This is a genomic window from Streptomyces sp. NPDC025784 (genome assembly GCF_055558435.1).
The window spans coordinates 727,636-752,277 of sequence record NZ_JBVHMN010000001.1 but is presented as its reverse complement, the minus strand read 5'-3'; the positions used below and the strand labels follow the sequence as shown (position 1 = coordinate 752,277).

General features: G+C 71.4%; 23 protein-coding genes and 1 pseudogene. 13 read left to right on the top strand and 11 right to left on the bottom strand.

What is annotated here, in order from left to right:
• Positions 1–3 precede the first annotated feature (3 nt).
• From ybeY to ACZ4IF_RS03315, 3 genes are read left to right on the top strand one after another with little or no spacing between them, the layout of a single operon-like run.
• Positions 4–501 (top strand): rRNA maturation RNase YbeY, encoded by a 498-nt coding sequence (gene ybeY, locus ACZ4IF_RS03325; RefSeq protein ID WP_028804613.1) that lies wholly within the window; start codon positions 4–6, stop codon positions 499–501.
• Positions 498–1,802, top strand: a complete 1,305-nt coding sequence (locus ACZ4IF_RS03320; RefSeq protein WP_467559089.1) for a hemolysin family protein — start codon at positions 498–500, stop codon at positions 1,800–1,802. The genes ybeY and ACZ4IF_RS03320 overlap by 4 nt, the downstream gene beginning before the upstream one ends.
• Entirely contained in the window at positions 1,799–2,158 is a 360-nt protein-coding gene (locus tag ACZ4IF_RS03315) for an MmcQ/YjbR family DNA-binding protein (protein ID WP_359487353.1), read from the top strand. The genes ACZ4IF_RS03320 and ACZ4IF_RS03315 overlap by 4 nt, the downstream gene beginning before the upstream one ends.
• A gap of 186 nt (positions 2,159–2,344) precedes the next feature.
• On the opposite strand, the gene ACZ4IF_RS03310 is transcribed toward ACZ4IF_RS03315, so the two are convergent.
• Positions 2,345–2,467, bottom strand: a complete 123-nt coding sequence (locus ACZ4IF_RS03310) for a hypothetical protein (protein ID WP_257004723.1) — start codon at positions 2,465–2,467, stop codon at positions 2,345–2,347.
• 430 nt (positions 2,468–2,897) lie between these two features.
• Here ACZ4IF_RS03310 and ACZ4IF_RS03305 point away from each other — a divergent pair, with 430 nt between their 5' ends.
• Both ACZ4IF_RS03305 and ACZ4IF_RS03300 read left to right on the top strand, forming a co-directional pair.
• Positions 2,898–3,806 (top strand): helix-turn-helix domain-containing protein, encoded by a 909-nt coding sequence (locus ACZ4IF_RS03305; protein ID WP_467559087.1) that lies wholly within the window; start codon positions 2,898–2,900, stop codon positions 3,804–3,806.
• A gap of 111 nt (positions 3,807–3,917) precedes the next feature.
• Entirely contained in the window at positions 3,918–4,130 is a 213-nt protein-coding gene (locus tag ACZ4IF_RS03300; protein WP_467559085.1) for a DUF397 domain-containing protein, read from the top strand.
• 49 nt (positions 4,131–4,179) lie between these two features.
• Here ACZ4IF_RS03300 and ACZ4IF_RS03295 read toward each other — a convergent pair whose 3' ends face one another.
• Positions 4,180–5,613 carry an MFS transporter gene (locus ACZ4IF_RS03295; RefSeq protein ID WP_467559083.1) on the bottom strand — a complete coding sequence of 478 codons (1,434 nt, stop codon included), beginning with the start codon at positions 5,611–5,613 and terminating at the stop codon, positions 4,180–4,182.
• A gap of 145 nt (positions 5,614–5,758) precedes the next feature.
• Here ACZ4IF_RS03295 and ACZ4IF_RS03290 point away from each other — a divergent pair, with 145 nt between their 5' ends.
• Both ACZ4IF_RS03290 and ACZ4IF_RS03285 read left to right on the top strand, forming a co-directional pair.
• On the top strand, positions 5,759–6,580 hold the full coding sequence (locus tag ACZ4IF_RS03290) for a helix-turn-helix transcriptional regulator (RefSeq protein WP_467559940.1): 822 nt from the start codon (positions 5,759–5,761) through the stop codon (positions 6,578–6,580).
• A 45-nt stretch (positions 6,581–6,625) separates the two neighbouring features.
• Entirely contained in the window at positions 6,626–6,979 is a 354-nt protein-coding gene (locus tag ACZ4IF_RS03285) for a cytidine deaminase (RefSeq protein WP_028804607.1), read from the top strand.
• 167 nt (positions 6,980–7,146) lie between these two features.
• Here ACZ4IF_RS03285 and era read toward each other — a convergent pair whose 3' ends face one another.
• Positions 7,147–8,106 (bottom strand): GTPase Era, encoded by a 960-nt coding sequence (gene era / locus ACZ4IF_RS03280; RefSeq protein WP_028804606.1) that lies wholly within the window; start codon positions 8,104–8,106, stop codon positions 7,147–7,149.
• Positions 8,107–8,272: 166 nt separating this feature from the next.
• On the opposite strand from era, the gene ACZ4IF_RS03275 reads away from it, so the two are divergent.
• Together ACZ4IF_RS03275 and ACZ4IF_RS03270 are read left to right on the top strand one after the other, a co-directional pair.
• On the top strand, positions 8,273–9,619 hold the full coding sequence (locus ACZ4IF_RS03275; protein ID WP_467559081.1) for an ammonium transporter: 1,347 nt from the start codon (positions 8,273–8,275) through the stop codon (positions 9,617–9,619).
• On the top strand, positions 9,616–9,954 hold the full coding sequence (locus ACZ4IF_RS03270; protein WP_467559079.1) for a P-II family nitrogen regulator: 339 nt from the start codon (positions 9,616–9,618) through the stop codon (positions 9,952–9,954). The genes ACZ4IF_RS03275 and ACZ4IF_RS03270 overlap by 4 nt, the downstream gene beginning before the upstream one ends.
• On the opposite strand, the pseudogene ACZ4IF_RS03265 reads toward ACZ4IF_RS03270, so the two are convergent.
• From ACZ4IF_RS03265 to ACZ4IF_RS03250, 4 genes and pseudogenes are all read right to left on the bottom strand, one after another.
• A pseudogene (locus tag ACZ4IF_RS03265) lies at positions 9,851–10,855 on the bottom strand (DUF916 domain-containing protein); the annotation flags it as partial. The gene ACZ4IF_RS03270 and the pseudogene ACZ4IF_RS03265 sit on opposite strands and share 104 nt — an antisense overlap.
• A gap of 71 nt (positions 10,856–10,926) precedes the next feature.
• Positions 10,927–12,258 (bottom strand): beta-xylosidase, encoded by a 1,332-nt coding sequence (locus ACZ4IF_RS03260; RefSeq protein WP_467559077.1) that lies wholly within the window; start codon positions 12,256–12,258, stop codon positions 10,927–10,929.
• Positions 12,259–12,487: 229 nt separating this feature from the next.
• Positions 12,488–12,964: a hypothetical protein gene (locus ACZ4IF_RS03255; protein ID WP_467559075.1), complete on the bottom strand. Its 477-nt coding sequence runs from the start codon at positions 12,962–12,964 to the stop codon at positions 12,488–12,490.
• A 285-nt stretch (positions 12,965–13,249) separates the two neighbouring features.
• On the bottom strand, positions 13,250–14,107 hold the full coding sequence (locus ACZ4IF_RS03250; protein ID WP_467559073.1) for a helix-turn-helix transcriptional regulator: 858 nt from the start codon (positions 14,105–14,107) through the stop codon (positions 13,250–13,252).
• 119 nt (positions 14,108–14,226) lie between these two features.
• On the opposite strand from ACZ4IF_RS03250, the gene ACZ4IF_RS03245 reads away from it, so the two are divergent.
• On the top strand, positions 14,227–15,081 hold the full coding sequence (locus tag ACZ4IF_RS03245; protein WP_467559071.1) for an NAD-dependent epimerase/dehydratase family protein: 855 nt from the start codon (positions 14,227–14,229) through the stop codon (positions 15,079–15,081).
• A gap of 5 nt (positions 15,082–15,086) precedes the next feature.
• Here ACZ4IF_RS03245 and ACZ4IF_RS03240 read toward each other — a convergent pair whose 3' ends face one another.
• The 4 genes from ACZ4IF_RS03240 to ACZ4IF_RS03225 all read right to left on the bottom strand — a co-directional run bounded on the left by ACZ4IF_RS03240 (position 15,087) and on the right by ACZ4IF_RS03225 (position 19,199).
• Entirely contained in the window at positions 15,087–16,355 is a 1,269-nt protein-coding gene (locus tag ACZ4IF_RS03240) for an MFS transporter (protein WP_345642087.1), read from the bottom strand.
• Entirely contained in the window at positions 16,352–17,674 is a 1,323-nt protein-coding gene (locus ACZ4IF_RS03235; protein WP_467559068.1) for a GH1 family beta-glucosidase, read from the bottom strand. Before ACZ4IF_RS03235 ends, ACZ4IF_RS03240 begins: the two co-directional genes overlap by 4 nt.
• Before the next feature lie 155 nt (positions 17,675–17,829).
• Complete coding sequence (locus tag ACZ4IF_RS03230) at positions 17,830–18,096, bottom strand: protealysin inhibitor emfourin (RefSeq protein WP_432173408.1); 267 nt, start codon at positions 18,094–18,096, stop codon at positions 17,830–17,832.
• Positions 18,097–18,128: 32 nt separating this feature from the next.
• Positions 18,129–19,199 carry a M4 family metallopeptidase gene (locus tag ACZ4IF_RS03225; protein WP_467559066.1) on the bottom strand — a complete coding sequence of 357 codons (1,071 nt, stop codon included), beginning with the start codon at positions 19,197–19,199 and terminating at the stop codon, positions 18,129–18,131.
• Between the two features lie 344 nt (positions 19,200–19,543).
• On the opposite strand from ACZ4IF_RS03225, the gene leuA reads away from it, so the two are divergent.
• The 3 genes from leuA (at position 19,544) to ACZ4IF_RS03210 (ending at position 24,460) form a co-directional block, all read left to right on the top strand.
• Positions 19,544–21,265 carry a 2-isopropylmalate synthase gene (gene leuA / locus ACZ4IF_RS03220; RefSeq protein ID WP_467559064.1) on the top strand — a complete coding sequence of 574 codons (1,722 nt, stop codon included), beginning with the start codon at positions 19,544–19,546 and terminating at the stop codon, positions 21,263–21,265.
• Positions 21,266–21,482: 217 nt separating this feature from the next.
• Positions 21,483–22,178: a tellurite resistance TerB family protein gene (locus ACZ4IF_RS03215; protein WP_095934299.1), complete on the top strand. Its 696-nt coding sequence runs from the start codon at positions 21,483–21,485 to the stop codon at positions 22,176–22,178.
• A 176-nt stretch (positions 22,179–22,354) separates the two neighbouring features.
• Positions 22,355–24,460, top strand: a complete 2,106-nt coding sequence (locus tag ACZ4IF_RS03210) for an MMPL family transporter (RefSeq protein ID WP_467559062.1) — start codon at positions 22,355–22,357, stop codon at positions 24,458–24,460.
• Positions 24,461–24,642 lie beyond the last annotated feature (182 nt).

The following is a 24,642-nucleotide window of genomic DNA, read 5'->3' as shown; positions in this document are numbered from 1 at the left end:
ACCATGTCGATCGACGTCAACAACGAGTCCGGAACCGAGGTCGACGAGCAGGCGATCCTCGACATCGCCCGCTACGCGCTCACACGGATGCGCATCCACCCGCTCTCCGAGCTCTCGGTGATCGTCGTGGACACCGACGCCATGGAGCAGCTGCACATCCAGTGGATGGACCTGCCCGGCCCCACGGATGTCATGTCCTTCCCCATGGACGAGCTGCGCCCGCCGTCCAAGGACGACGACGAGCCTCCGCAGGGCCTGCTCGGCGACATCGTGCTGTGCCCCGAGGTCGCCGAGCGGCAGGGCCGGGAGGCTCCGACGCAGCACTCCATGGACGAGGAGCTCCAGCTCCTGACCGTCCACGGGGTGCTGCACCTGCTGGGGTACGACCACGAGGAAGCGGACGAGAAGGCCGAGATGTTCGGCCTCCAGGCGGCCATCGTGGACGGGTGGCGTGCGGAGAAGGGCCTGACCGGCCCGTCCCCGGCCCCGACCGTGTCATGAGTCCACAGCTCGTCGTCGGCGCCATCGCGCTGGTCGTCGTCGCCTGGCTCGCCGCCTGCGCGGAGGCGGGTCTCGCGCGCATCTCCAGCTTCCGTGCCGAGGAGGCCGTCCGGTCGGGCCGGCGCGGCAGCGCCAAGCTCGCCCAGGTCGCCGCCGACCCCACCCGCTACCTGAACGTGGCACTGCTGGTCCGTGTCGCCTGCGAGATGGCCGCCGCCGCGCTCGTCACGTACGCGTGCCTGAAGGAGTTCGACGAGACCTGGCAGGCCCTGGCGGTCGCCATCGGCGTGATGGTCCTCGTGTCGTACGTCGCGGTGGGTGTGTCCCCGCGCACCATCGGCCGCCAGCACCCGCTGAACACCGCGACGGCCGCTTCGTACGTCCTGCTCCCGCTGGCCCGGGTCATGGGCCCGATCCCGCCGCTGCTCATCCTCATCGGCAACGCGCTCACGCCGGGCAAGGGCTTCCGGCGCGGCCCGTTCGCCTCCGAGGCGGAGCTGCGCGCGATGGTCGACCTCGCGGAGAAGGAGTCGCTCATCGAGGACGAGGAGCGCCGCATGGTGCACTCCGTCTTCGAACTGGGCGACACACTGGTGCGCGAGGTGATGGTCCCGCGGACCGATCTGGTGGCCATCGAGCGCTACAAGACGATCCGTCAGGCCCTCACGCTCGCCCTGCGCTCCGGTTTCTCGCGCATCCCGGTCACGGGGGAGAGCGAGGACGACATCGTCGGCATCGTGTATCTGAAGGACCTGGCCCGCAAGACGCACATCAGCCGGGAGGCGGAGTCGGAACTGGTGTCCACGGCGATGCGGCCCGCCACCTTCGTGCCCGACACGAAGAACGCGGGCGACCTGCTGCGCGAGATGCAGCAGGAGCGCAACCACGTCGCCGTCGTGATCGACGAGTACGGCGGTACGGCCGGCATCGTGACCATCGAGGACATCCTCGAGGAGATCGTCGGCGAGATCACCGACGAGTACGACCGCGAGCTGCCGCCCGTGCAGGAGCTCGGCGACGACCGCTACCGGGTGACCGCCCGCCTCGACATCGGCGACCTGGGCGAGCTGTACGGCTACGAGGCGTACGACGACGAGGACGTGGAGACCGTCGGCGGACTGCTCGCCAAGGCGCTCGGGCGCGTCCCGATCGCCGGGGCCTCGTCGGTGGTCGAACTGCCCGACGGGCGGGAGCTGCGGCTGACCGCCGAAGCCGCGGCCGGGCGCCGCAACAAGATCGTCACGGTGCTCGTCGAGCCGGTCGGCCCGGTGGAGCCCACCGAGGAGGAGAAGCCGGAGTGACCCCGCAGGAGCTGCGCGCGTTCTGTCTGTCCTTCAACGCGACCGTCGAGGACTTCCCCTTCAACCCGCAGACCTCGGTCTTCAAGGTGCTGGGGAAGCTCTTCGCGCTGACGAACCTCGACGCGGCTCCGCTGACGGTCAATCTGAAGTGCGACCCGGAGGACGCGGTACGGCTGCGCGGCGAGCACCCGGGGCTCGTCGTCCCCGGCTATCACATGAACAAGCGGCACTGGAACACGGTGACCGTGGACGGGTCGCTCCCGGACCGGCTGGTGCGGGAGCTGATCGAGGACTCGTACGACCTGGTGGTCGCGGGACTGCCGCGCGCCGAGCGGCTCCGGCTCGACCGGGCGTGAACCCGTCCCTCGGCCGACCGGGTTCCGATGGCTCGCCAGGGCGGGAAAATCGCGGCAGAATGATGAGTTCGGCGGGCTCTCGACAGGCCCACTCCGTGTAGGCCGAGCAAGCACACTCGGAGTGGAACCTGCCCTGCTGGCGTCCGCTTCCATGGCCCCGGTCTTCTTGGCCGGGGCCGTTTTCTCTCACACGTGGTGGAGCACCTCTTCGATGATCTTGTAGATCAGGAAGATGAGACTCATCCAGGGGACGATGTGGGACACCCTGTCGGTCCACGTGTTGCGGCGCCCCTCCGGCTCTGTGGCCATGGGGCTTTTCCTCCTTCCCGGCGGCTCCACATACCTTGTGGATACCGCGGTGATCCACAGGTGGTGAGTCGGAGGAAGTCGGGCGGCTCCCAAGGAGGTTGGCGTCAACCTCGCTACCGCTTGGTCGAACCTCCTTTCGTGGAACCGGAGTTGAGGCGGTTGCCGTCCGTGCGACAACGTTCCCTCTGACAATGTAGCCTCCGCGCAGACGGGTGAACAGTCCTAGATGCTGACTCCAGGTCGGTGTGTCCGATACGTTGGCTCCGATGTGCGACATAGCATCCCGAGAGTTGGCGCTCCAGCGCGACCCCCGCCACCAGCGGTGATCTGTGTCGCGTCCTGAGCGTGCGTTCTCTCGGAGAGGTACCGATGTGTAACCATCGAAATCGCCATGTCGCAACGTGCTCGGTCCTCATGGGGGTGGGGGATCATGAGTGAGGCGAAGCCGCCGAGCCCGGCGATCCAGCGGATCCGGCTCCGCACCGAACTGCGCAAGGCCCGCACGAAGACCGGGCTGACTCAGCGTCAGGTGGCCGAGGAGATGGAGTGGAGTCCCTCCAAGCTGATCCGCATCGAGGCGGGTGAGGTCGGCATCACGGTCAACGACCTGCGCCCGCTGCTCGCGGTGTACGAGATCACCAGCCAGCGCAAGGTCGACGAACTGCTGGACCTGGCCCGGGGCAGCCGGAAGATGCCGTTCTCGGAGTTCCGGGACATCTACTCCAAGGAGTTCCTCCAGTTCCTGGCGATGGAGACGTCGGCGTCGATCATCCGCAACTTCAATCCACTGGTGGTTCCCGGCCTGTTGCAGACGGAGGAGTACGCGCGTGCCGTCATGGGCGCGTACAACCGCGGGGCCTCCGAGGAGCTGGTGGACCGCTACATCGAGGGCCGTCTCGCGCGCCAGGAGATGTTGTTGGGCGACGAGGGCCCCGAACTGTTCTTCGTCATCGACGAGTCGGTCGTGCGGCGGCGGGTCGGCAGCCGCGGAGTGATGCGCGCCCAGCTGGAGCAGTTGGCCGAGCTCGCCACCCGGCCGCGGCTCACCGTCCAGATCCTGCCGTTCAGCATCGGTGCGCACCCGGGCATCCAAGGGCCCTTCACCCACTTCGAGTTCGATGCCGACGAGATGCCGGACTCGATCTATCTGGAGAACCCGCGCGGTGACTCCTACCTGAGCAGTGCTCCCGAGGAGACGGGTCGCTACCTGGAGAGCTTCTGGGAGCTGGAGGACCTGGGCATCAAGGAGCACGTGGACACGCTGTTGCGCCGGCTGGCGTCCAGGCTGGACCAGGGGCAGGACGACCTCGTGTCCCTGCTCGACGGGGCGGATCAGTAAAGTCCGTTTCACAGGGGGAAGTTGGCGAGAATTGTCTCGCTCATCACCGTATGATGCGCCGCTATTCTGAAAGAGGTGCTGCGGGTCCACACCCAGGTTGGAGGGGACGGCGTGGGTGGCTCATGGTCGTGGCGCAAGAGCAGCGCGAGCACCGGCGGGAACGGCGACTGCGTGGAGATCGCGTGGACGGGTGCGACGATCCTCGTGCGCGACTCCAAGAACGGGCGTGGTCCGTTCCTCGCGTTCGCGCCGGCCGTGTGGGAGGGCTTCCTCGGCTCTCTGTCGCACCGGTCGCCTTCCCCGGAGGAGACGACGGGCGGATGAGACGGTGACGGCCCGCGCCGGTGTCGCGGCGCGGGCCGTCGTGCCGCGATCAGGCGCGGCGGCCGAGCCCCAGGCCCACCAGTACCGCCGCCGCCAGCACGATCACCGCGTCCAGGGCGAGGACCGTGTGGACCCCGGTCAGCAGGTCGCCCGACGTGGTGGCCAGGACGCCGAGGAGCGGAATGCCGACCGTGAGCCCCACCTGCTGAGTGGACGTCACCAGACCGGTGGCCAGGCCCTGCTCCTCGTCCGGGACGCCCGACGTGACGGTCAGGCCGTACGCGATGATCGCGCCCAGGTGGCACATGCTGGCCAGGGAGACCGCGGCCGTGGCGAGCCAGACCGACCAGGTGTGGGCGTTCAGCAGCACCAGCGTCGCCACGAACAGCCCCTGACCGGCCAGTGAACCCGCCAGCGTGCGACGGGCGCCGACGCGGCCGGTGACCTTCGGGGCGTACGCCCCGGCCACCGCCGACAGCACTCCCTGCACGCCGAAGACCAGACCTGTCTCGAAGGCGGACAGGCCGAGCGTCTCTTGCAGGTACAGGGTCAGGACGAAGACCACCGTCGACATCATCGAGAAGGTGACCAGACCGGCCAGGTTGCCCCACGCCACGGTGCGGCGGCGCAGCATCGGCAGGGAGACGAGCGGCGCCGCGCTGCGCGACTCGACGTGTCCGAAGGCGCCGAGCAGCAGCACGCCCGCGACGAGCGACACGAGCACGTCGGCGCCGCCGAAGCCACGCTCCGCGGCCGTGGAGAGGGCGTAGATCAGGGCCAGCAGGCCTCCGGTGACGGTGACCGCGCCGGGCACGTCGAGGCGCGGGCGGTCCGGGGTGCGGGACTCGGGCAGCAGACCCGGCGCCAGCGGCAGCACGATCAGCGCGAACACCGACAGCAGTCCCATCGTGGAGCGCCAGCCCAGCGCGTCGGTCAGGACGCCGCCCGCCACCATGCCGACCGTGAAGCCGAGGGACAGCAGCGTGCCGGAGATGCCCAGGGCGCGGTCACGCGCCGGCCCCTCGGGGAACGTCGTCGTCAGCAGCGACATGCCGGTCGGCACGATGGCCGCCGCGCCCAGACCCTGCAGCGCGCGGGCCGTCAGGAAGGACGCCGGATCCCAGGCGCAGGTCGCGAGCACCGAGGCCGCGCCGAAGAGCGCGAGGCCGGTCAGGAAGAGCCTGCGGCGCCCGTACAGGTCGCCGATGCGGCCGAACAGCAGCAGGAAGCCGCCGGACGGCAGCGCGAAGGCGGTGACCGCCCACTGCAGGGCGGACCGGCTCATGCCCAGGTCCGAGCCCAGTACGGGCAGCGCCACGTTCAGGACGGAGAAGTCGAGCGCGACCATGAACTGCGCCGCGCACAGCACGAAGAGGACGAGCTTGTCGCGGACCGAGAGCCGCGCGCCGGGCGAGGTGTCGGCCGCCGGTGCCGGCGGGGTGCGTACGGGAGTGGACTCGAGGTCGGTGGTGTCGATCGCCATGGCCAAGAGCATCGTGCGGCCGGAATAAGCGTGGGGAGCGGGAACTTATGCTGGTGGTCGCACCACCAGTCACCAAGAGGGGGATTCGAACGTGACGGAGGACGCGCTCAGGAGTCACCGACGGCGGGAGCTGCGCGACTTCCTGATGAGCCGTCGGGCCAAGGTGTCCCCGGCGCGGGCCGGACTCCCGGACGGCGGCGCGCGACGGCGCACCCCGGGGCTGCGCCGCGAGGAGGTCGCCGTGCTCGCGGGCGTCGGCGCCTCCTGGTACCAGTGGCTGGAACAGGGGCGGGACATCTCGGTGTCCCCGCAGGTCCTCGACTCGGTCGCCCGTGTACTCCTGCTCAGCGGTGCCGAGCGGCGCCATCTGTACGTGCTGGCCGGGCTCAACCCGCCCGCGCCCGAGACGGCTCCCGAGAACCGGGACATGTGCGACGGGCTGCGGCGGCTGATCGACACGTGGATGCCGTACCCCGCGCACATCATGGACGCGTACTACAACTGCGTGATGTACAACGACGCCGCCGCGATGGTCCTCGGCATGCGTCCCGAGAACACGCAGAACTGCATCGTCGACTTCTTCACCGACCCCCTCTACCGCGGGCAGTCCCGGTCCTGGGAGACCAACGCGCGCACCGTCGTCGCCCAGTTCCGCGCCTCGTGCGCGGCCGCGCCCGACGACGAGGGCTTCCAGGAGCTGCTGGCGCGGCTCAAGGAGGCCAGCACCGAGTTCGCCGGGCTGTGGGAGGAGCGGGACATCGAGGACGCGGGGCAGATCCGCAAGGAGCTCGACCATCCGCTGGTGGGGCTGCTGTCCGTCGAGTCGACGGCCATGAAGGTGCCGGCGCGGCCCGACCTGACGATCGTGCTGCACACGCCGCTGCCGGAGGCGAACACCGCGGCCAAGCTGGAGTGGCTGGCCTCGCCGGAGGGGCGGCGCGGCTCGATGTACCCGGTGGCGGGCTGACCCCCTTGGGCGGGGTGCCGCGCCGGCACTTCGTATGCTCGGGGCATGACCGACAGCAGCGCGCTTGACCCCGAGGACCGCAAGATCGTGACCCTGGCCCGTTCCGCACGGGCGCGCAACGGTGTGCCCGAGGGGGCGGCCGTGCGTGACGAGACGGGCCGTACGTATGTCGCCGGGACCGTGGAGCTGCCGTCTCTGCGGCTGAGCGCTCTGCGGACCGCGGTGGCCATGGCCGTGGCGTCGGGGGCGAAGTCCCTGGAGGCGGCGGCGGTCGTGTCCGACGCGGAGGGGGTGTCCGAGGAGGACCGTGCGGCGGTTCTGGATCTCGGGGGGCCCGGGACGCCTGTGCTCGTCGCGGGGCCCGACGGGGCCGTACGGGGTGTCGTCGCCGCGGGCTGAATCCGTCTCCGGTGGGCGGAGGGGTTTCGCCCCCTCCGCCCCTGCCCGTCCCTTGTTCCCGGGGGATCCGCCCCCGGACCCCCGGATCGGCCTGGACGGCCTCGTCATCAGGCGCCGGACGGGCTGGAGCTCATCCCCGAGCTGGTGAGGGGCGCCGGGAGCGTGGGTCAGAAGCCCAGTTTGCGGAGCTGGCGGGGGTCGCGCTGCCAGTCCTTGGCCACCTTCACATGGAGGTCGAGGAAGACCGGGGTGCCCAGCAGCGCCTCGATCTGCTTGCGGGACTTGATCCCGACCTCCTTCAGGCGCTTGCCCTTGGGGCCGATGATGATGCCCTTCTGGCTGGGACGCTCGATGTAGACGAAGGCGTGGATGTCGAGGAGCGGCCTGTCGGCGGGCCGGTCCTCGCGGGGCAGCATCTCCTCGACGACGACGGCGATGGAGTGCGGCAGCTCGTCGCGGACGCCCTCCAGCGCGGCCTCGCGGATCAGTTCGGCGACCATGACCTGCTCGGGCTCGTCCGTGAGCTCGCCGTCGGGGTAGAGGGCCGGGCCCTCGGGCAGCAGCGGGACGAGCAGGTCGGCGAGCAGGTCGACCTGCTTGTCGCGGACCGCCGACACCGGCACGATCTCCGCCCACTCGAAGCCGAGCTCCTTGCCGAGCTGGTCGATCGCGATGAGCTGCTCGGCGAGCGCCTTGCTGTCCACGAGGTCGGTCTTGGTGACGATGGCGATCTTCGGCGTCTTCTTGATCGACGCCAGTTCCTTGGCGATGAAGCGGTCGCCGGGACCGAGCTTCTCGTTCGCCGGGAGGCAGAAGCCGATCACGTCGACCTCGGCCCAGGTGGTGCGGACCACGTCGTTGAGCCGCTCGCCGAGCAGGGTGCGCGGCTTGTGCAGCCCGGGGGTGTCCACCAGGATCAGCTGGGCGTCGGGTCGGTGCACGATGCCGCGCACCGTGTGCCGCGTGGTCTGCGGCTGGTCGGCGGTGATCGCCACCTTCTTGCCGACGAGAGCATTCGTGAGGGTGGACTTGCCCGCGTTGGGGCGGCCCACGAAGCAGGCGAAACCGGCGCGATGGGTGGCCTCGGACGGCTCGGATGACGGGGTACGAACGCTCATGGCGCCCATTGTCCCTGATCCTCGGGCGCCCGCCGCACGCCGTGCGCCCGAGTGGTACGCGGTGAGGTTCCGGAAACCCCGGCGCAACACGAAACACGACGGAAACCTGGGCGTGCACGTCCGGAAACGAGGGCCGACAACTCTCTGACGCAGCCCCCACCCCGTTGGAGACACCGTGACGCCGGCCACCGCCCTGCCCCTGGTCCTCGCCTCCGCTCCCGGTGGGAAACCACCGGTCGACACCGGTGACACGGCGTGGCTGCTCGCCGCCACCGCGCTGGTCCTGCTGATGACGCCCGGCCTCGCCCTGTTCTACGGCGGCATGGTGCGCACGAAGAGCGTCCTCAACATGCTGATGATGAGCTTCGTGTCGATCGCCCTGGTCACGGTGGTGTGGCTGGTGGCCGGGTACTCCCTGGCCTTCGGGGACGACGCCTTCGGCGGACTCGTCGGAGGGCTGCGGCACGCCGGCATGGCGGGGATCGGCCCGGACGGTGTCCACGGCACCGTGCCGACCCTGCTGTTCGCCACCTTCCAGCTCACCTTCGCGATCATCACGGCCGCGCTGATCAGCGGTGCGGTCGCGGACCGGGCGAAGTTCTCCGCGTGGCTGGTGTTCGTGCCGGTCTGGGCGCTGCTCGTATACGTTCCCGTCGCCCACTGGGTGTGGGGTCCGGGCGGCTGGATCGTGGACGCGCTGGGTGCGCTGGACTTCGCGGGCGGACTGCCCGTCGAGATCACCTCGGGCGCCTCGGGTCTCGCCCTGTGTCTGGTCCTCGGCCCGCGCCTCGGTTTCAAGAAGGACGCGATGCGCCCGCACAACCTGCCGATGGTGATGCTGGGCGCCGGGCTGCTGTGGTTCGGCTGGTTCGGCTTCAACGCGGGATCCGCGATGGGCGCGAACGGGCTGGCCGCCGCGGCCTTCCTCAACACCCTGGCCGCCGGCTGCACCGGGCTGCTCGGCTGGCTCTTCGTGGAGCAGCGCCGCGACGGCCACCCGACCACCCTGGGCGCCGCGTCCGGTGCGGTCGCGGGCCTGGTCGCGATCACCCCGTCGTGCGGCACCGTGTCGCTGCTCGGCGCGCTGGTCGTCGGACTCGCCGCCGGTGTCGTCTGCTCGTACGCCGTGGGCTGGAAGTTCAAGCTGAACTACGACGACTCGCTGGACGTCGTCGGTGTGCACCTGGTCGGCGGCATCGTCGGCACCCTGCTCATCGGCGTCTTCGCCGTCAAGGAGATGACGGGCGGGGCCGAGGGGCTGCTGTACGGCGGCGGGCTCGGCCAGCTCGGCAGGCAGCTGGTCGCCGTGGTGGCCGTCGGGGCGTACGCCTTCGCGGTCACGTACGGCATCGGCAGGCTGATCGACCGGCTGATGGGCCTGCGGGCGGACGAGGAGCACGAGCGGACCGGCCTGGACCTTACGGTGCACGCCGAGACGGCCTACGATCACGGGGTCCTGGGGCACGGCGCCCCGGTCTCCGCATCCCTCCCCACCGCCCAGAAGGCCAAGACCCAGGCATGAAGCTCATCACCGCGATCGTCAAGCCGTACCGACTCGACGAGGTCAAGACCGCCCTCCAGGAAATCGGCGTGCACGGGCTGACCGTGACCGAGGCCAGCGGATACGGTCGGCAGCGCGGCCACACCGAGGTGTACCGCGGGGCCGAGTACCAGATCGACCTCGTCCCCAAGGTCCGGATCGAGGTCGTCGTCGAGGACGCCGACGCGGAGGCCGTCATCGACGAGATCGTGAAGGCCGCGCAGACGGGGAAGATCGGCGACGGAAAGGTGTGGTCCGTACCGGTGGAGACCGTCGTACGGGTACGGACGGGCGAGCGCGGTCCCGACGCGCTCTGATCACCACCACGGCCGTGGCGATCCCGGCCGCCACCACCGCCGCGACGAGCCACGGCAGGGCGAAGAAGGACGCGCTCGCCGAGTCGCGGGTCCCGGCGGCGTCGGCCGTCAGCGTCACGTCGCCCCGGTCGAGCTGCGGGGCGCCGGACCACGGCTCGCTCAGCCGGACCCGCTGACCGGGGAGCAGCTCGGAGGGGACCTCGGTGAGGCCGCGGGCGAGCAGGGTGCGGCCGAAGAGTCCTTCCGCCCTGAGGCGCACCTTCGGGTGCAGGGTCACGTTGCCGGTGTTGTGGAGGGTGTAGGAGACGGTCGCCGTGGCGGCCCCGAGGCCCGGTACCAGGGGCTGGTGGTGGCTGACGCGGACCTTCTCGACGGCGAGGGCGGGCACGGTGGGGCCACCGACGCGCAGATAGACGCGCGCGGCCACCGCCCGCTGCACCCCGACCGCGAGTGAGCCGTCGCCCGCCTCGACGCGTTCGTCCAGTGCGACCAGTGCGCCGGGGTGGTCGCCGGGTTCGGCCCGTTCGGGCACCCGGAGCGTGAACGGCACGGTCACCGAGCCGTGCGCGGGCACCGTCACCCGGGAGCGCGCCGGCTCGGCCCACGCGCCCACCCCGCGCTGCTTCTCGCGCACGGTGCGCACGGCGAATCCGCCGTCGCGGACGGTGTTGTAGGCGTCGGCCGCGTACAGCCGGAAGGTCAGCGGCCCGCCGGTCTTGTTGGCGACGGTGACCTTGTCCCGCAAGGTCTGCCCGGGGTCGGCCGAGAGGTAGAAGTACGGGCGTGCCGCCAGACGCGTGGCGACGGGGTAGACGGACCAGCTGCCGTTGTCGGCGGCGTACGAAGGCACCGTCACGCAGCCGAGCAGGGCGTTCAGGAGGAGGACGTACAGCTTGCGCATGGGTGCGGACCCCCACGGACGAGGCGGACGGGCGGGTGCGCGCCCGGCCACCGAAGGTGCGGACGGACGGGTCAGCTGAGCGTCAGCGTGAGCACGCCGGAGTACGAACCGGGCGGGGTGAACGCCGGCACGTCGAGCGACAGCCCGGCGTCGACCGTGAACTCACCGCCGGTGAGCGTGCCGTCGGGGGTGGAGGCCAGCGTCGCGCCCGAGGAGCCCACCGTGCCGGACGAGCCTGCCCGGCAGGTGCTCGGACTGCCCGCCTTGGTCACGCAGGCCGGGGTCCAGCTCAGCGCTCCGGCGCCGATCTTCGCGCCGGGGCCGGTGAAGTCGGTGACCTTGCCGGTGAGGGACCAGCCCGCGGGGCCGCCGCGGAAGTCCTTGACGGTCACCGTCTTCAGCGCGCCGGTCGAGGCGCCGCCCTTGCCGAAGTCGACCGCCGACAGTTCGACGGCGTCCCCGGCCTGCGTCATGGACAGCGTCCCCGCCTTCACCGTGGTGGTGAGTCTCTGGGCGTTGTCGGGGACGGGGGTGTCGTCGACGACGACGTACGTGGCGGGACCCGCGCCCTTGTCGGCGTTCCAGCTCGCGCCCTCGTACGCCACCACGCCGGTCGTCGTCCGGTCGTTGACGACGAGTGTGCCGCTGAAGGCGCCCTGACCGTCCGCGGTCACGGTCGCGGTGTCGGCGGTCTGGGTGCCGCCGGAGCGTCCGGCGAGGGTGACGGTGGCGCCCGGGGTGAAGTCGCTGCCGGTGACGGTCACGCCGTCACCGGGGTTCCCGGAGGCCGAACCGAGCTGGATGGCACGGTTGTTGGTCTGTCCGCCGCCGTTCGTCGCGGTGACGGTCTCGGACACCGGGGCGGGCGGGTCGGTCACCGTGCACGGGGTGTCCAGCTCCATGATGTAGCTGGTGTGGATGTTGTAGTCGCCCGGCGAGAGCGTGATGGCGCCCGGCGCGGTGACCGTGAACGTGCCGGTCATGCTGAACGAGGGGAAGGCGCCCTTGCCCGGCACCGGGTCGTTCTTCTTGGGCCCGGCGACCGTGACGGCGCCGGTCTGCGCCCCGCCGAGCGTGACCTTGCCGGTGGGCGTCATGATGTCGGCCGGCAGGGCCAGGTCGACGGGGTTGCTCGCGGCGGGCTTGACCACCGTGTACGTCACGGTGACGGTGTCGCCGACCTTGGGGGCGGCGTTGTCGACCGTGATCTTCGCGGTGGTGGTGCCGTCGATCGGCGGGATGCCCGCGATCGCCGGCGGGATGCAGTGCGTGGGGAAGTCCACGTCCGTGGGCGCAGCTCCGGCCGGGGCGGCCAGTGCGCCTCCCGCGGTGACCGCGAGGGCGGTCGCCCCGAGCAGCGCCGCCCAGCGGCGTCTTCGGGTTGTCGGACCCGTGGTTCTCATGGTGGTTGCCCCCTCCTGAGGGATGCGGGCGCAGCGGCTCTTCTGCGCCGACAGGGGGCCATTGATGTGCGGGTCGTGTGAGAAGTCAATGGAGTCCCGGTGCGCGAACTGATGGACCATCAGTTTCTGTCAATGTCATCGACTCGGGCTTTCGTGAGACCTGTTGGGAGTCCGAGCGGTTGCGGAACCGGCGCCGCTGCGCGCGGGCGGCGCCGGTCCTCACGCGTGCCTACTCGAACACGAACGGGCCCGGGGACTGCGCCGCGGACGCGGTGCAGGTGATGGTGATGCCGAAGACCACCATCTGCAGGGAGCCGCCGAAGGCCTCCAGGCTGTCGCCGGAGGCGACGGTGCCGTCCAGCGGGCCCACCGCGACCCCGCCGCCCGCGGCGATGGCGGGGTTCTTCGTGCCGCTGAAGACGGTGGTGCCGCCGCTCGCCTTCACCATGGTCAGTGTGGAGCTGATCGAGTCCTGCGCGACGCTGATCGGAGCCGTGATGTCGGTGGAGCTCAGGGTGATGGTCGCGGCGGTGCCGCTCTGGGTGGCCGTGAGGGTGGCCGAACCGCTGCCGCCGATGCTGCAGGTGGCGTTGATGGTGGCCGTCTGCGGGGTGACGGCCGCGGCGGCCGGCGCGAAGGCCAGTGCGGTCGCGGCGAGGGTGCCCCCGGCCAGCGCCGCGGTGATTCCGAGTCGCTTGCCTCTCATCGTGTTCCCTTCCCTTGTACGGGAATTGCCATGTGGGGATGGTCGGACGGAACCGGTCCCGTCCGGGCACACGGTCTCCTCACCGCCGTGCAGGTGAGGGTGCGGGGAGTGGTGTGCGCGGACGGACCGCCCGCGAGCGGGGTGCGGGACGCCGCGCGGCGGCATCTGACGGTCCGTCGGAACGTGCGGTTCCATTGATGCGCGGGTGACGCACGATTGCAAGGGACGCCGGCTCTTTCCTTCAAGGGTCGTCAAAAGTGGCCGAAGTCGGTCCCCGGGCACCGCTCAGCGCGAGAGTGGAGGATGGGGACGGCGCGCGGGCGTCATGTCCTGCAGACCCACCACCCGCAGCAGCTGGAGCCGCTCGTGGGACTCGGTGCCGGGGCGGGCCGTGTGGACGATCAGTATCTGATGGTCCTCGGAGCTGAGCAGGATCTCGCAGTCCAGGTCGAGCAGTCCCACCGTGGGGTGCGCGAACCGCTTCGTGGAGGCGCGCCGCACCGCGACCTCGTGCTCCTCCCACAGCCGGGCGAACTCCGCGCTCTTGGCACGCAGTTCGGCCACGAGGCGGGCGGGGGCCGGGTCGTCGGGCCGGGCCGCGGTGACCGCACGCAGGTGGGACACATGGCTGCGGGCCAGCTCGGCGTGGTCCTCCGGCGGGAAGAGGGCCCGGGCCCGCGGATCGGTGAAGAAGCGCCGTACGAGATTGCGCTCCGGGCCCGCCTCGCCGACGAGGGCCACCGCCATGGCGTTCTGCGCGAGGACGTCGCCGTAGTCGGTCATGACCTGCGCGGGCGCGTCGTGCAGCCGGTCGAGGATGAGCAGCAGTCCGGGCCGGACATGCCCCGAGGCGTACTCGGCGCGCGGCGGTTCCTCGCCCACCAGGTGGAAGAGATGGTCCCGCTCGTCACCGGTGAGCCGCAGCGCCCGTGCCAGCGCGCCCAGCATCTGCCGTGACGGGCGGGGGCCGCGGGACTGTTCGAGCCGGGTGTAGTAGTCCACGGACATGCCCGCGAGGGCCGCCACCTCCTCGCGGCGCAGGCCCGGTGTGCGGCGCCGGGCGCCGGCGGCGAGACCCACGTCGGAGGGTTCGAGGCGGGCGCGGCTGCGGCGCAGGAAGTCGGCTAGTTCGGCTCGGTCCACCCCTCCAGCGTGTCCGAACCCGCCCGGCTTATCCAGGCACTGCCGGTCCCCGGACAGGGAGGTCTCTGCCGGCCGCCCCGGCTCCGGCGGAGGCTGGTCACCGACGAGAGGAGCACATGATGCTGACCTTGGTGACCGGGACGACCGGACAGGTGGGCAGGCGCCTGGTGCCGAGGCTGCTGGCGCAGACGCGGCGGGGGGAGCGGGTACGGGTCCTGGTGCGTGACGCGGGGCGCGGCGAACCCTTCGCGGAGATGGGCGCCGAGGTCGTGGTCGGTGATCTGCGGGACGCGGAGGCGCTCGGCAGGGCCGTGGCGGGGGTGGACGCGGTCGTCAACGTCGCGGCGGCGTTCCGCGGGGTGCCGGACGAGGAGGCGCGGGCGGTCAACCGGGACGCGGCCGTGGAGCTGGGCCGCGCCGCTCGGGCCTGCGGCGTACGGCGTTTCGTGCAGGTCAGCACGAATCTGGTGTACGGGGCGGGCCGGGGGCGTCCGCACACCGAGGACGACCCGGTGCGGCCCGGCGGCGCGATGTGGGGCGCCTACCCCGAGTCCAAGGCGGAGGCCGAGCGGCTGCTTCTGGCACTGGAGGGGCTGCCCGTGCGGATCGGCCGGCTCGCCTTCGTGTACGGCGAGGGCGACCCGCACCTCGCCCGGTCCCTGGACCGGGCCGGGCACTGGGCGGCCGCCCAGCGGCTGCAGATGGTCCACCACGCCGACGTGGCCCAGGGACTGCTGCGCCTGCTCCACGCGCCGGGCATCGACGGCAGGGTCTACAACATCGCCGACGACGTCCCCGTCACGGCGGTCGAACTGCACCAGCTCAACCGGGCCGAAGCCCCGGCCGCCCTGCACGAGCGCACCGACCCCGACCCGTGGCTGGGGGTCGTCTCCACCGACCGTGTCCGCCGCGAGCTCGGCTACCGTCCGCTGTTCCCCTCGGCCTGGGCGGCCCGGGACGCCGGAGCCCTGTGAGAGCCCTACTCCACCCCTCTGATCCTGCGCACCAGTACCGCCCCGGCGAGCCCGATCGCCGCCGACACCAGGTACAGCACCCGGTACCCGCCGAGATGGGTCACGATCGGCGCGGCCAGCGCGGGCGCCGCGACCTGGGGGAGGGCGTTGGCGATGTTGATGACGCCGAGGTCCTTGCCGCGGTCGAGCGCCTCGGGCAGCACGTCGGTCATCAGGGCGAAGTCGACGGACGTGAAGACGCCGAAGCCGATGCCCAGCACAGCCGACGCGACGATCGCCCCCGGCCAGGTCTGCCAGCCGGCCAGGGCGGCCGTGGCCACCGCCATCAGGACGCCCGACCAGATGACGAACGGCTTGCGGCGTCCCACCCGGTCCGACCAGACCCCGCCCACGACGACCGTGGCGAGCAGGGTGACGGCGTTGACCGCCGTGAGGACGAGGACGCCCTCCTCCGGGTCGTGGTGGTGCAGCCGGTCGCGCAGGTAGTACAGCAGGTAGAGCAGGACGAGGGCGTTGCTCAGGTTGATCAGGAAACGGGTCAGCCAGGCCCACGCCAGATCCGGGTGGCGGCGCGGGCTGAGCCGGAAGGAGGCGAGGAAGGACCGCCAGGCCCAGGGCGCGCGGGCCGACGCGGGCAGCCGCAGATCCGGGTGGCGCAGGACGTACGGCAGGACGCCCGCCAGCGTGAAGACCGCGCACGCCGCGTACCCCGCGCCCGTGCCGCCCGCGGCCGCCGCGAGTCCCGTCCCGCCGACCACGCCCAGGATCTGCGCGGCGCCGAGCCAGCCGCCCACGGAACCCCGCTGGAGCCGCGGCACCCGGTCCGGGACCGCCGCCGTGATCGCGGCGAAGGCGGCGTTCAGCGTCAGCTGGACCAGGCACCAGCCGGCCGCCATCGTCCAGACCCCACCGGCGCCCGCCAGGAGCAGCAGGGACAGCGCGCCGCCCGCCGACCCGGCGACGATCCACGGCGTACGGCGGCCCCATCGGGCGGTCGTACGGTCGGAGAGCGCGCCGAAGAACGGGTTGGCGGCCAGCGAGACCACCGCGCCCGCCCCCGTGACCCAGGCGAGCACCGTCTCCTTGGACATGCCGGTGCCGGGCGCGAAGTCCTCCGCCTGGGAGGCGAGGAGGATCTGCAGCGGCCCGAACCAGCCCACCCAGATGGCGCCGTTGGCCAGCGAGAGCGCCGCGGTCCAGCCGCGCCCCACCCGCTCGACGGGCTCGGCGAGCGCGCCGTCCCCCGCGGGCACGACGGGATCGGCGGCCGTCATCTGCGCGCCTGCGCCCGCAGGGCGTCCCGCAGCCACGTGTACGACGCCTTGGGGGTCCGCTCCAGCGTGTCGTAGTCGACGTGGACGAGTCCGAAGCGCCGGGCGTAGCCCTCGGCCCACTCGAAGTTGTCCATCAGCGACCAGACGAAGTAGCCGCGCACGTCGACGCCCTGTTCCAGCGCCCGGTGCAGGGCACGGACATGACCGTCCAGGAAGGCGATCCGCTCCTGGTCGTCGATGCCCTCGTACGAGCAGCCGTTCTCGGTGATGACGACGGGCGGGAGCCGGTCGCCGTAGCGCTCGTGGAGGCCGACCAGCAGCTCGGTGAGGGCCTCCGGGACGACCGGCCAGCCGAAGTCGGTGACCGGGTAGCCCTCCAGTTCGCGTACGGAGAAGGGAAGGTCGGCGGGCAGGGTCAGTCCGCTGAACTCGATCTCCGCGCCCTCGGGGGCACCCACCTTCGTCGGCTGGTAGTAGTTCACGCCGTACCAGTCCAGGGGTTCGGCGATCACCTTCAGGTCGGCCTCGACGTCACCGGGCAGCAGGTCGCCGATGCCCTCCGGGTACCGGCCGAGGAGCAGCGGGTCGGCGAACAGCCGGTTGAGGAGGACGTCGTAGAAGTCGGCGGCCTCCACGTCCTCGGTGCGCCGGGACGCCGCCCAGGTGGGTCCGTGCGAGTTGGCGATCCCGATGTCGTCGGCTCCCGCGGCGCGCAGCGCCCGTACGGCGAGGCCGTGGGCCAGGAGTTGGTGGTGGGCCACCGGCAGCGCGTCGAACAGCAGTCGTCTGCCGGGGGCGTGCGCGCCGAGCGCGTGGCCCAGCAGCGTGTGTTCGGCCGGTTCGTTGAGGGTGATCCACTTCTGCACCCGGTCACCGAGGCGTTCGGCGACGACGGAGGCGTGGTCGGCGAATCGGGCCGCCGTGTCGCGGGACAGCCAGTCCAGCTCCAGCGGCAGGTCCCAGTGGAAGAGGGTGGGGACGGGGCGTACGCCCGCCGCGCACAGCTCGTCGACGAGACGGTCGTAGAAGTCGAGGCCGCCGGGGGAGTTCACCCGGGGCCAGGAGACGGAGAAGCGGTACGCGTCCACGCCGAGACCGGCGAGCAGCGCGACGTCCTCGGGGTAGCGGTGGTAGTGGTCGCAGGCCACCTCCGCGGTCGAGCCGTCCTTGATCCGCCCCGGTTCGGCCGTGAAGGCGTCCCACACCGAGGGGTCGCGCTCGTCGGCGGCCCCTTCGATCTGGTGGGCCGAGGTGGACACGCCCCAGAGGAAGCCGGGCGGGAACTGCGGGAGGGGGTTCGTCGCCATGCGCGCGATCATCCGTACCGGCGGTAACGGAAGTCAACGGGGCGGTGGGAAAAGGTTGTTGCCCTTCGGGCGCCCAGGGGAAGAGGCCGTGGTCACGCCGTGACCACGGCCGTCGGGGCCGGGCGGCTGCCCGCGCCCCGGACGGAACTCCCCTCGGCGGCCGTCGGCTACGCGCCCTCCTTCAGCACTCGGGAGATCAGCGTCCGCTGTTCCTCCGTGAGCCGGGGATCGGCCGCGTACACCGTCTTCCCGTCCACGGTGATCTGGTAGCTGAAGCCGTCCGGGACGCCGACGGGGGGCGTGCCCCGGCCGGCGGCGACCGCCTGCTCGGCCAGGGCCTGCCACTCGTGGGCGTCGGACCGTCCCGAGGTGTCCACCTCGGCATGACGCTCGATGCCCGCGAATCCGCCCGTGCGCCTCACCTGAATACGCATGGGTCCTGTCTAGTACGAGTCGCGCGCCGGGGCTACGCGGCCGGTACCCCGACCTGCTCCCAGGCCTTCAGCACCGACTGGAGCTCCTCGCCGTCCCCGTACCGTTCGCGTGCCTGGGCGACGGTCAGCGCGGCGAAGTCGGCGAAGCTCGCCTGGGACTGGAGCTGCCCGCCGGTGAGGACGTCGAACCAGATCTGCCCGGCCCGCTCCCAGGCGTGGCCGCCGAGCGCCTGGGCGACCAGGTAGAAGGCGTGGTTGGGGATGCCCGAGTTGATGTGGACGCCGCCGTTGTCGCGGCCGGTGCGGACATAGCCGTCCATGGTGCCGGGCTGCGGGTCCTTGCCGAGCACGTCGTCGTCGTACGCGCTGCCCGGCTCCTTCATGGAGCGCAGGGCCGTACCGGTGACGCGCGGGGCGAGCAGGCCCGCACCGATCAGCCAGTCGGCCTCGGCGGTGGTCTGGCCGAGCGTGTACTGCTTGATCAGCGAGCCGAAGACGTCCGACATGGACTCGTTCAGGGCGCCCGGCTGGCCGAAGTAGGTGAGGTTCGCCGTGTACTGGGTGACGCCGTGGGTCAGCTCGTGCCCGATGACGTCGACCGGGATGGTGAAGTCGAGGAAGATCTCGCCGTCGCCGTCGCCGAACACCATCTGCTCGCCGTTCCAGAAGGCGTTGTTGTAGTCCCGGTCGAAGTGCACCGTCGCGTCCAGCGGCAGGCCCGAGCCGTCGATCGAGTTGCGCCCGTACGCCTTCAGGTAGAGCTCGAAGGTCGCGCCCAGACCGGCGTAGGCGCGGTTGACCGTGGCGTCCTTGCCGGGCTTGTCGTTCTCGCCGCGCACCTTCTTGCCGGGCAGGTCCTGGTGGTGGCGGGCGTCGTAGATCGTGCGGTGCGGCTTGTCCTCCTCCGCCTCCGCGGTCGGGGCGACGGTCGGGGCGCCGATGACGGTGGTCAGCCGGCGGTGGGTGCGCTCGTAGGCGTCGCGCTCCAGGGTCTGGCGGGCGGGACCGGCGAGTGCGGGGTCCTCGTGCTGGGCGAGCTTGTCGAGGACGTGGGGCGGCACGATGGTGCAGAAGACGGGCTCGAAGCCCCCGTTGGTCGTCATGCCCGGCACCCTTGCACTGAGTTATGCCACTGTCACTACCTGCAACCATGATTGGTGAAATGCGGCGATAAGGAGCATCGGAAGCCGTCGTCGAGTGGTATGGCGCACTTTTTGTCCGTTTTGCGCATGCGATCCCGCATACTGGAACACCACCCCGCACGGGGCACGGCTCGGCTAGGCTGCGGAGCATCATGCGTTTCGGGCTGCTTCTCCTTAGCTGCCGCGGCGAGGGCCTGTAGTCGAGGCCGACCCCCTCCCCGCGGAGTTTGGCGCTGCGCCGTCGGCCGTCCTTCCGGACTCGCGGACAGCGGACACCGCGGACACATCGAGGAGCCCACGCAATCATGGCGAACCGCCAGCAGCCCAGTTCCATGCCGATCAAGAAGTACGGCCGGTACGAGCAGGTCGACATCCCCGACCGCTCCTGGCCCGACAAGCGGATCACCGCCGCCCCCCGCTGGCTCTCCACCGACCTGCGCGACGGCAACCAGGCCCTGATCGACCCGATGTCGCCCGAGCGCAAGCGCCGGATGTTCGACCAGCTGGTCAAGATGGGCTACAAGGAGATCGAGGTCGGTTTCCCCGCCTCCGGCCAGACCGACTTCGACTTCGTGCGCTCGATCATCGAGGAAGAGGGCGCGATCCCGGACGACGTGACGATCTCCGTACTGACCCAGGCCCGCGAGGACCTGATCGAGCGGACCGTCGAGTCGCTGAAGGGCGCCAGGCGCGCCACCGTGCACCTGTACAACGCCACCGCGCCGGTCTTCCGCCGGGTCGTCTTCCGCGGCTCCAAGGACGACATCAAGCAGATCGCCGTCGACGGCACCCGCCTGGTCATGGAGTACGCGGAGAAGCTGCTGGACCCCGAGACCGAGTTCGGCTACCAGTACAGCCCCGAGATCTTCACCGACACCGAGCTGGACTTCGCCCTGGAGGTCTGCGAGGCGGTCATGGACGTCTACCAGCCCGGCCCGGGCCGCGAGATCATCCTGAACCTGCCCGCCACCGTCGAGCGCTCCACGCCCTCCACCCACGCGGACCGTTTCGAGTGGATGCACCGCAACCTGTCGCGCCGTGAGCACGTCGTGCTGTCGGTCCACCCGCACAACGACCGCGGCACCGCCGTGGCCGCCGCCGAGCTGGCTGTGATGGCCGGCGCCGACCGCGTCGAGGGCTGCCTGTTCGGCCAGGGCGAGCGCACCGGCAACGTCGACCTGGTCACCCTGGGCATGAACCTGTTCTCGCAGGGCGTCGACCCGCAGATCGACTTCTCCGACATCGACGAGATCCGTCGTACGTGGGAGTACTGCAACCAGATGGAGGTCCACCCGCGCCACCCGTACGTGGGCGACCTGGTCTACACGTCCTTCTCCGGCTCCCACCAGGACGCCATCAAGAAGGGCTTCGACGCCATGGAGGCCGACGCCGCGGCCAAGGGCGTCACCGTCGACGACATCGAGTGGGCCGTCCCGTACCTGCCGATCGACCCGAAGGACGTCGGCCGGTCCTACGAGGCCGTCATCCGCGTCAACTCGCAGTCCGGCAAGGGCGGCATCGCCTACGTCCTGAAGAACGACCACAAGCTGGACCTGCCGCGCCGTATGCAGATCGAGTTCTCGAAGCTCATCCAGGCGAAGACGGACGCCGAGGGCGGCGAGATCACGCCGAAGGACATCTGGGCGACCTTCCAGGACGAGTACCTGCCCAACCCCGAGAACCCGTGGGGCCGCATCCAGGTCAAGAACGGTCAGTCCACCACGGACAAGGACGGCGTGGACACGCTCACCGTCGAGGCGTCGGTCGACGGCGCCGACACCGTCCTGAGCGGGTCCGGGAACGGCCCGATCTCGGCGTTCTTCGACGCGCTGCAGTCCATCGGCATCGACGTACGCCTGCTGGACTACCAGGAGCACACGATGAGCGAGGGCGCCTCCGCGCAGGCCGCCTCGTACATCGAATGCGCGATCGACGGCAAGGTCCTGTGGGGGATCGGGATCGACGCGAATACGACACGTGCCTCGCTGAAGGCCGTCGTCTCCGCCGTCAACCGCGCGACCCGCTGACCTCGTTCACCTGGTTCTTCCCGGCCCCGTCCGCCTTTCGAGGCGGGCGGGGCCCCGTCGTTTACCGGCCAATCCCTGTGGAGGTCACGGGAAGGTCTCGTCCTGGGTACTGACTCCGCATCAACAATGTGGCTAACATCACGCCAGCGCGGCGATGTTGCCGCGGGGTCACCTCTCACGCCCAAAAGGCGGTGGGGGAGTAACGGAGGTGTGCGACGTGCTGCCAGGATGGGGACGAAACGGTCGTGCAGTTCAGGTTCCCCGCATCCTGGGCACCCGCACCGCCTGGACCACCGTCGGCGACGGCGAATTCTTCTGCCCCGGCTGCGGAGGCGACCGCAACTACCAGCGCCTGACCGGCCGCCGCCGCTTCACCCTCCTCGGCGTCCCCGTCGTCCCGCGCGGCGAGACCGGGCCCGTCGTCGAATGCGCCGCCTGCCGCCACCACTACGGCGCCGACGTCCTCGACCACCCCACCACCACCCGCTTCTCGGCGATGCTCCGCGACGCCGTCCACACCGTCGCCCTCGCCGTTCTCGCCGCCGGGGGCACCTGCGCCCGTACGTCCCTGGAGACCGCCGCGAGCACTGTGCGCTCCGCCGGCTTCGACGACTGCACCGAGGACCAGCTCGGAGCCCTCGTCGAGGCGCTCGCCGCCGACACCGGCCGGGTTCTCGGAGGACCGTGCGGAGCAAGCCTGGCCATAGAGCTCCACGAGGCGCTGGACCCACTGGCCCCGCACCTGGCCCCCACCGGCCGCGAGGCGATCCTCCTCCAGGGCGCCCGCATCGCCCTCGCCGACGGGCCCTACACCCCCGCCGAGCGCGACGCCCTGGCGACCGTGGGCGCAGCGCTCACGATCTGCGCGGACGACGTGACCCGGCTGCTGGCAGCGGCGCGCACCCCCTCGTAGGCCGGCCCGCGCGTACCCCCGAGTGTGGGCGCGCCGTACTCCCGCGGGAGTAATCCGGCCGTCCGGCCACCCCGCGCAGTACCCGTGAACTCGCCCTCCGGCGCGACGAATCCGCGCCCGCGCGCCGGGAGTCTGGTGCCTGTCCAGACATCCGGCCAGGAGGGGAGGACCCCGTCATGGGGCCCGGAGAGACAACCACGCGTACACGGCGAAGGGCCGTTCCCTGGGTGCTGCTCGGTCTGTGGGTGGCCGTCCTGGCCGTCGTCGGACCGTTCGCGTCGAAGCTCGCGGACGTCCAGCACGACCGCGCCGTGGACTACCTGCCCGCGAGCGCGGACTCCACCCAGGTGGCGAAGATCGAGGACCGGCTGCCCGGCGGGGAGAGCACCGAACTCGTCCTCGTCTACCACCGCGACGGCGGACTGAGCACCGCCGACCGGGCGACGGCCGCCCGGCAGGTCGCCGACATCGCCGGCCGCGAACCGCTGACGGCGCCCCCGAAGGGCGTGCCGTCCCGGGACGGCACCACGCTGATGTACCCGGTCGCCAGCTCCGCGCCCGGCACCGACGAGAAGAAGCGCGACGCGTTCGTCGACGACGTACGCGACGTCGCCCGCTCCGAGAACGGGATGGACGTCGAGGTGGGCGGGCCGGGCGCGCTCGCCACCGACGCCTCCGAGGTGTACGGCTCCCTCGGCGGACCACTGCTCTACACCACCGTCGCCGTGGTCGCCGTCCTGCTGATCCTCATCTACCGCAGCCCGCTGCTGTGGCTCGTGCCGCTCGCCGTCGCGGGCGTCGCCGACTACCTCTCCATGGGTGTCGCCTACGGACTCCACCAGGCCTTCGGCACCACCATCTCCGGCCAGAGCTCCGGAGTGATGACGATCCTCGTGTTCGGCGCCGGGACCGACTACGCCCTGCTGCTCATCTCCCGCTACCGGGAGGAACTGCGGCGGGTGGAACGGCCCTACGACGCCATGCGCCAGGCCCTGCGCGGCTGCGCCCCCGCCGTGCTCGCCTCCTCCGGCACCGTCGCGGCCGGCCTGCTGTGCCTGCTCGCCGCCGACCTCAACAGCAGCCGGGGCATGGGCCCGATGGGCACCGTCGGCGTGCTGTGCGCGCTCGTCGCCATGCTGACCCTGCTGCCCGCCGTCCTCGTCGTGCTCGGCCGCCGCGTGTTCTGGCCGCTCGTGCCCGCGTTCGGGAGCGAACCCAGGCAGCGGCGCAGCCTGTTCGCCGCGATGGGGTCCTCCGCGGGCCGCCGGCCGCTCACCGTCCTCGCGGGCGGCGCCGTCCTCCTCGGCGCGCTCGCCGTCGGCGCGCTGAACCTGCCGGGCTCGCTCAAGCAGGAGGACTCCTTCGTCGACACCCCCGACTCCGTCGCCGCGATGGAGACCCTGGCCCGCGCCTACCCGGGCCAGGGCACCCAGCCGATCACCGTGATGGCCCCCACGGACCGCGCCGCGGCGGCCCTCGCCGAGATCCGCCACCACCGGGGCGTGGCGAGCGCCGATCCGGGCCGCGGCGGAAAGGGCTGGACGGAGATCTCCGTCACCGCGAAGGGCGCGCCCCAGTCGGCCGCCGAGACCGCCACCATCAAGTCCCTGCGCGCGGACCTGGACCGGGGGGAGACCAAGGGCTCGTACGTCGGCGGTCCGAGCGCCCAGCAGATCGACCTCCAGGACACCAACGCCCGCGACCGGCTCGTCGTCGTACCGATCGTGCTGGTGTCCGTGCTGCTGATCCTGGTCGCCCTGCTGCGCAGCCTGGTGGCCCCGCTGCTCCTCGTCGCCGCCGTGGTCGCGGTGTGGGGTGCGGCCCTCGGCATCGGCGGGCTGGTGTTCGAGCCGCTGTTCGGATTCGAGGGGACGGACCCCGGACTCGGCCTGCTGTCCTTCGTCTTCCTGGTCGCCCTCGGCGTCGACTACGGCATCTTCCTCATGCACCGCATGCGCGAGGAGTCCCTGAACGGCTCCGAACCGGCCGCCGCCGCGCTCACCGCGCTGCGCACCACCGGAGGCGTGATCGCCTCCGCGGGCCTGGTGCTGGCGGCCACCTTCGCGGTCCTCACGAACATGGGTCTGGTCCAGCTCGTCGAACTCGGCTTCGTGATCGCGGTCGGCGTGCTGCTCGACACCTTCCTCGTCCGGACCTACCTGGTGACCAGCGCGAGCGTGGCGCTGCGGCGCAAGGTGTGGTGGCCGGGCCGGCTGGCGCGGGAGCCGCAGCCGCCGGAACCCCCGGAGACCCGGCCCGCCCCGACCGTCGCCGTCGGCTGAACCGCCGGGTGCCCCTCCGCCAGGGAGGGGCACCCGCCCCTCCCTGCCGAACGGGCGCCCGACTGACGGAAGATGGACAACGTGCAGGCACACACGGGAACGGTCACGACACCGGCACGGCCCTCGGGAACGGCGGCGGGGGCGGAGCCCACCGGGCCGGCGGGCCGGCGGCCCAGCGCCGG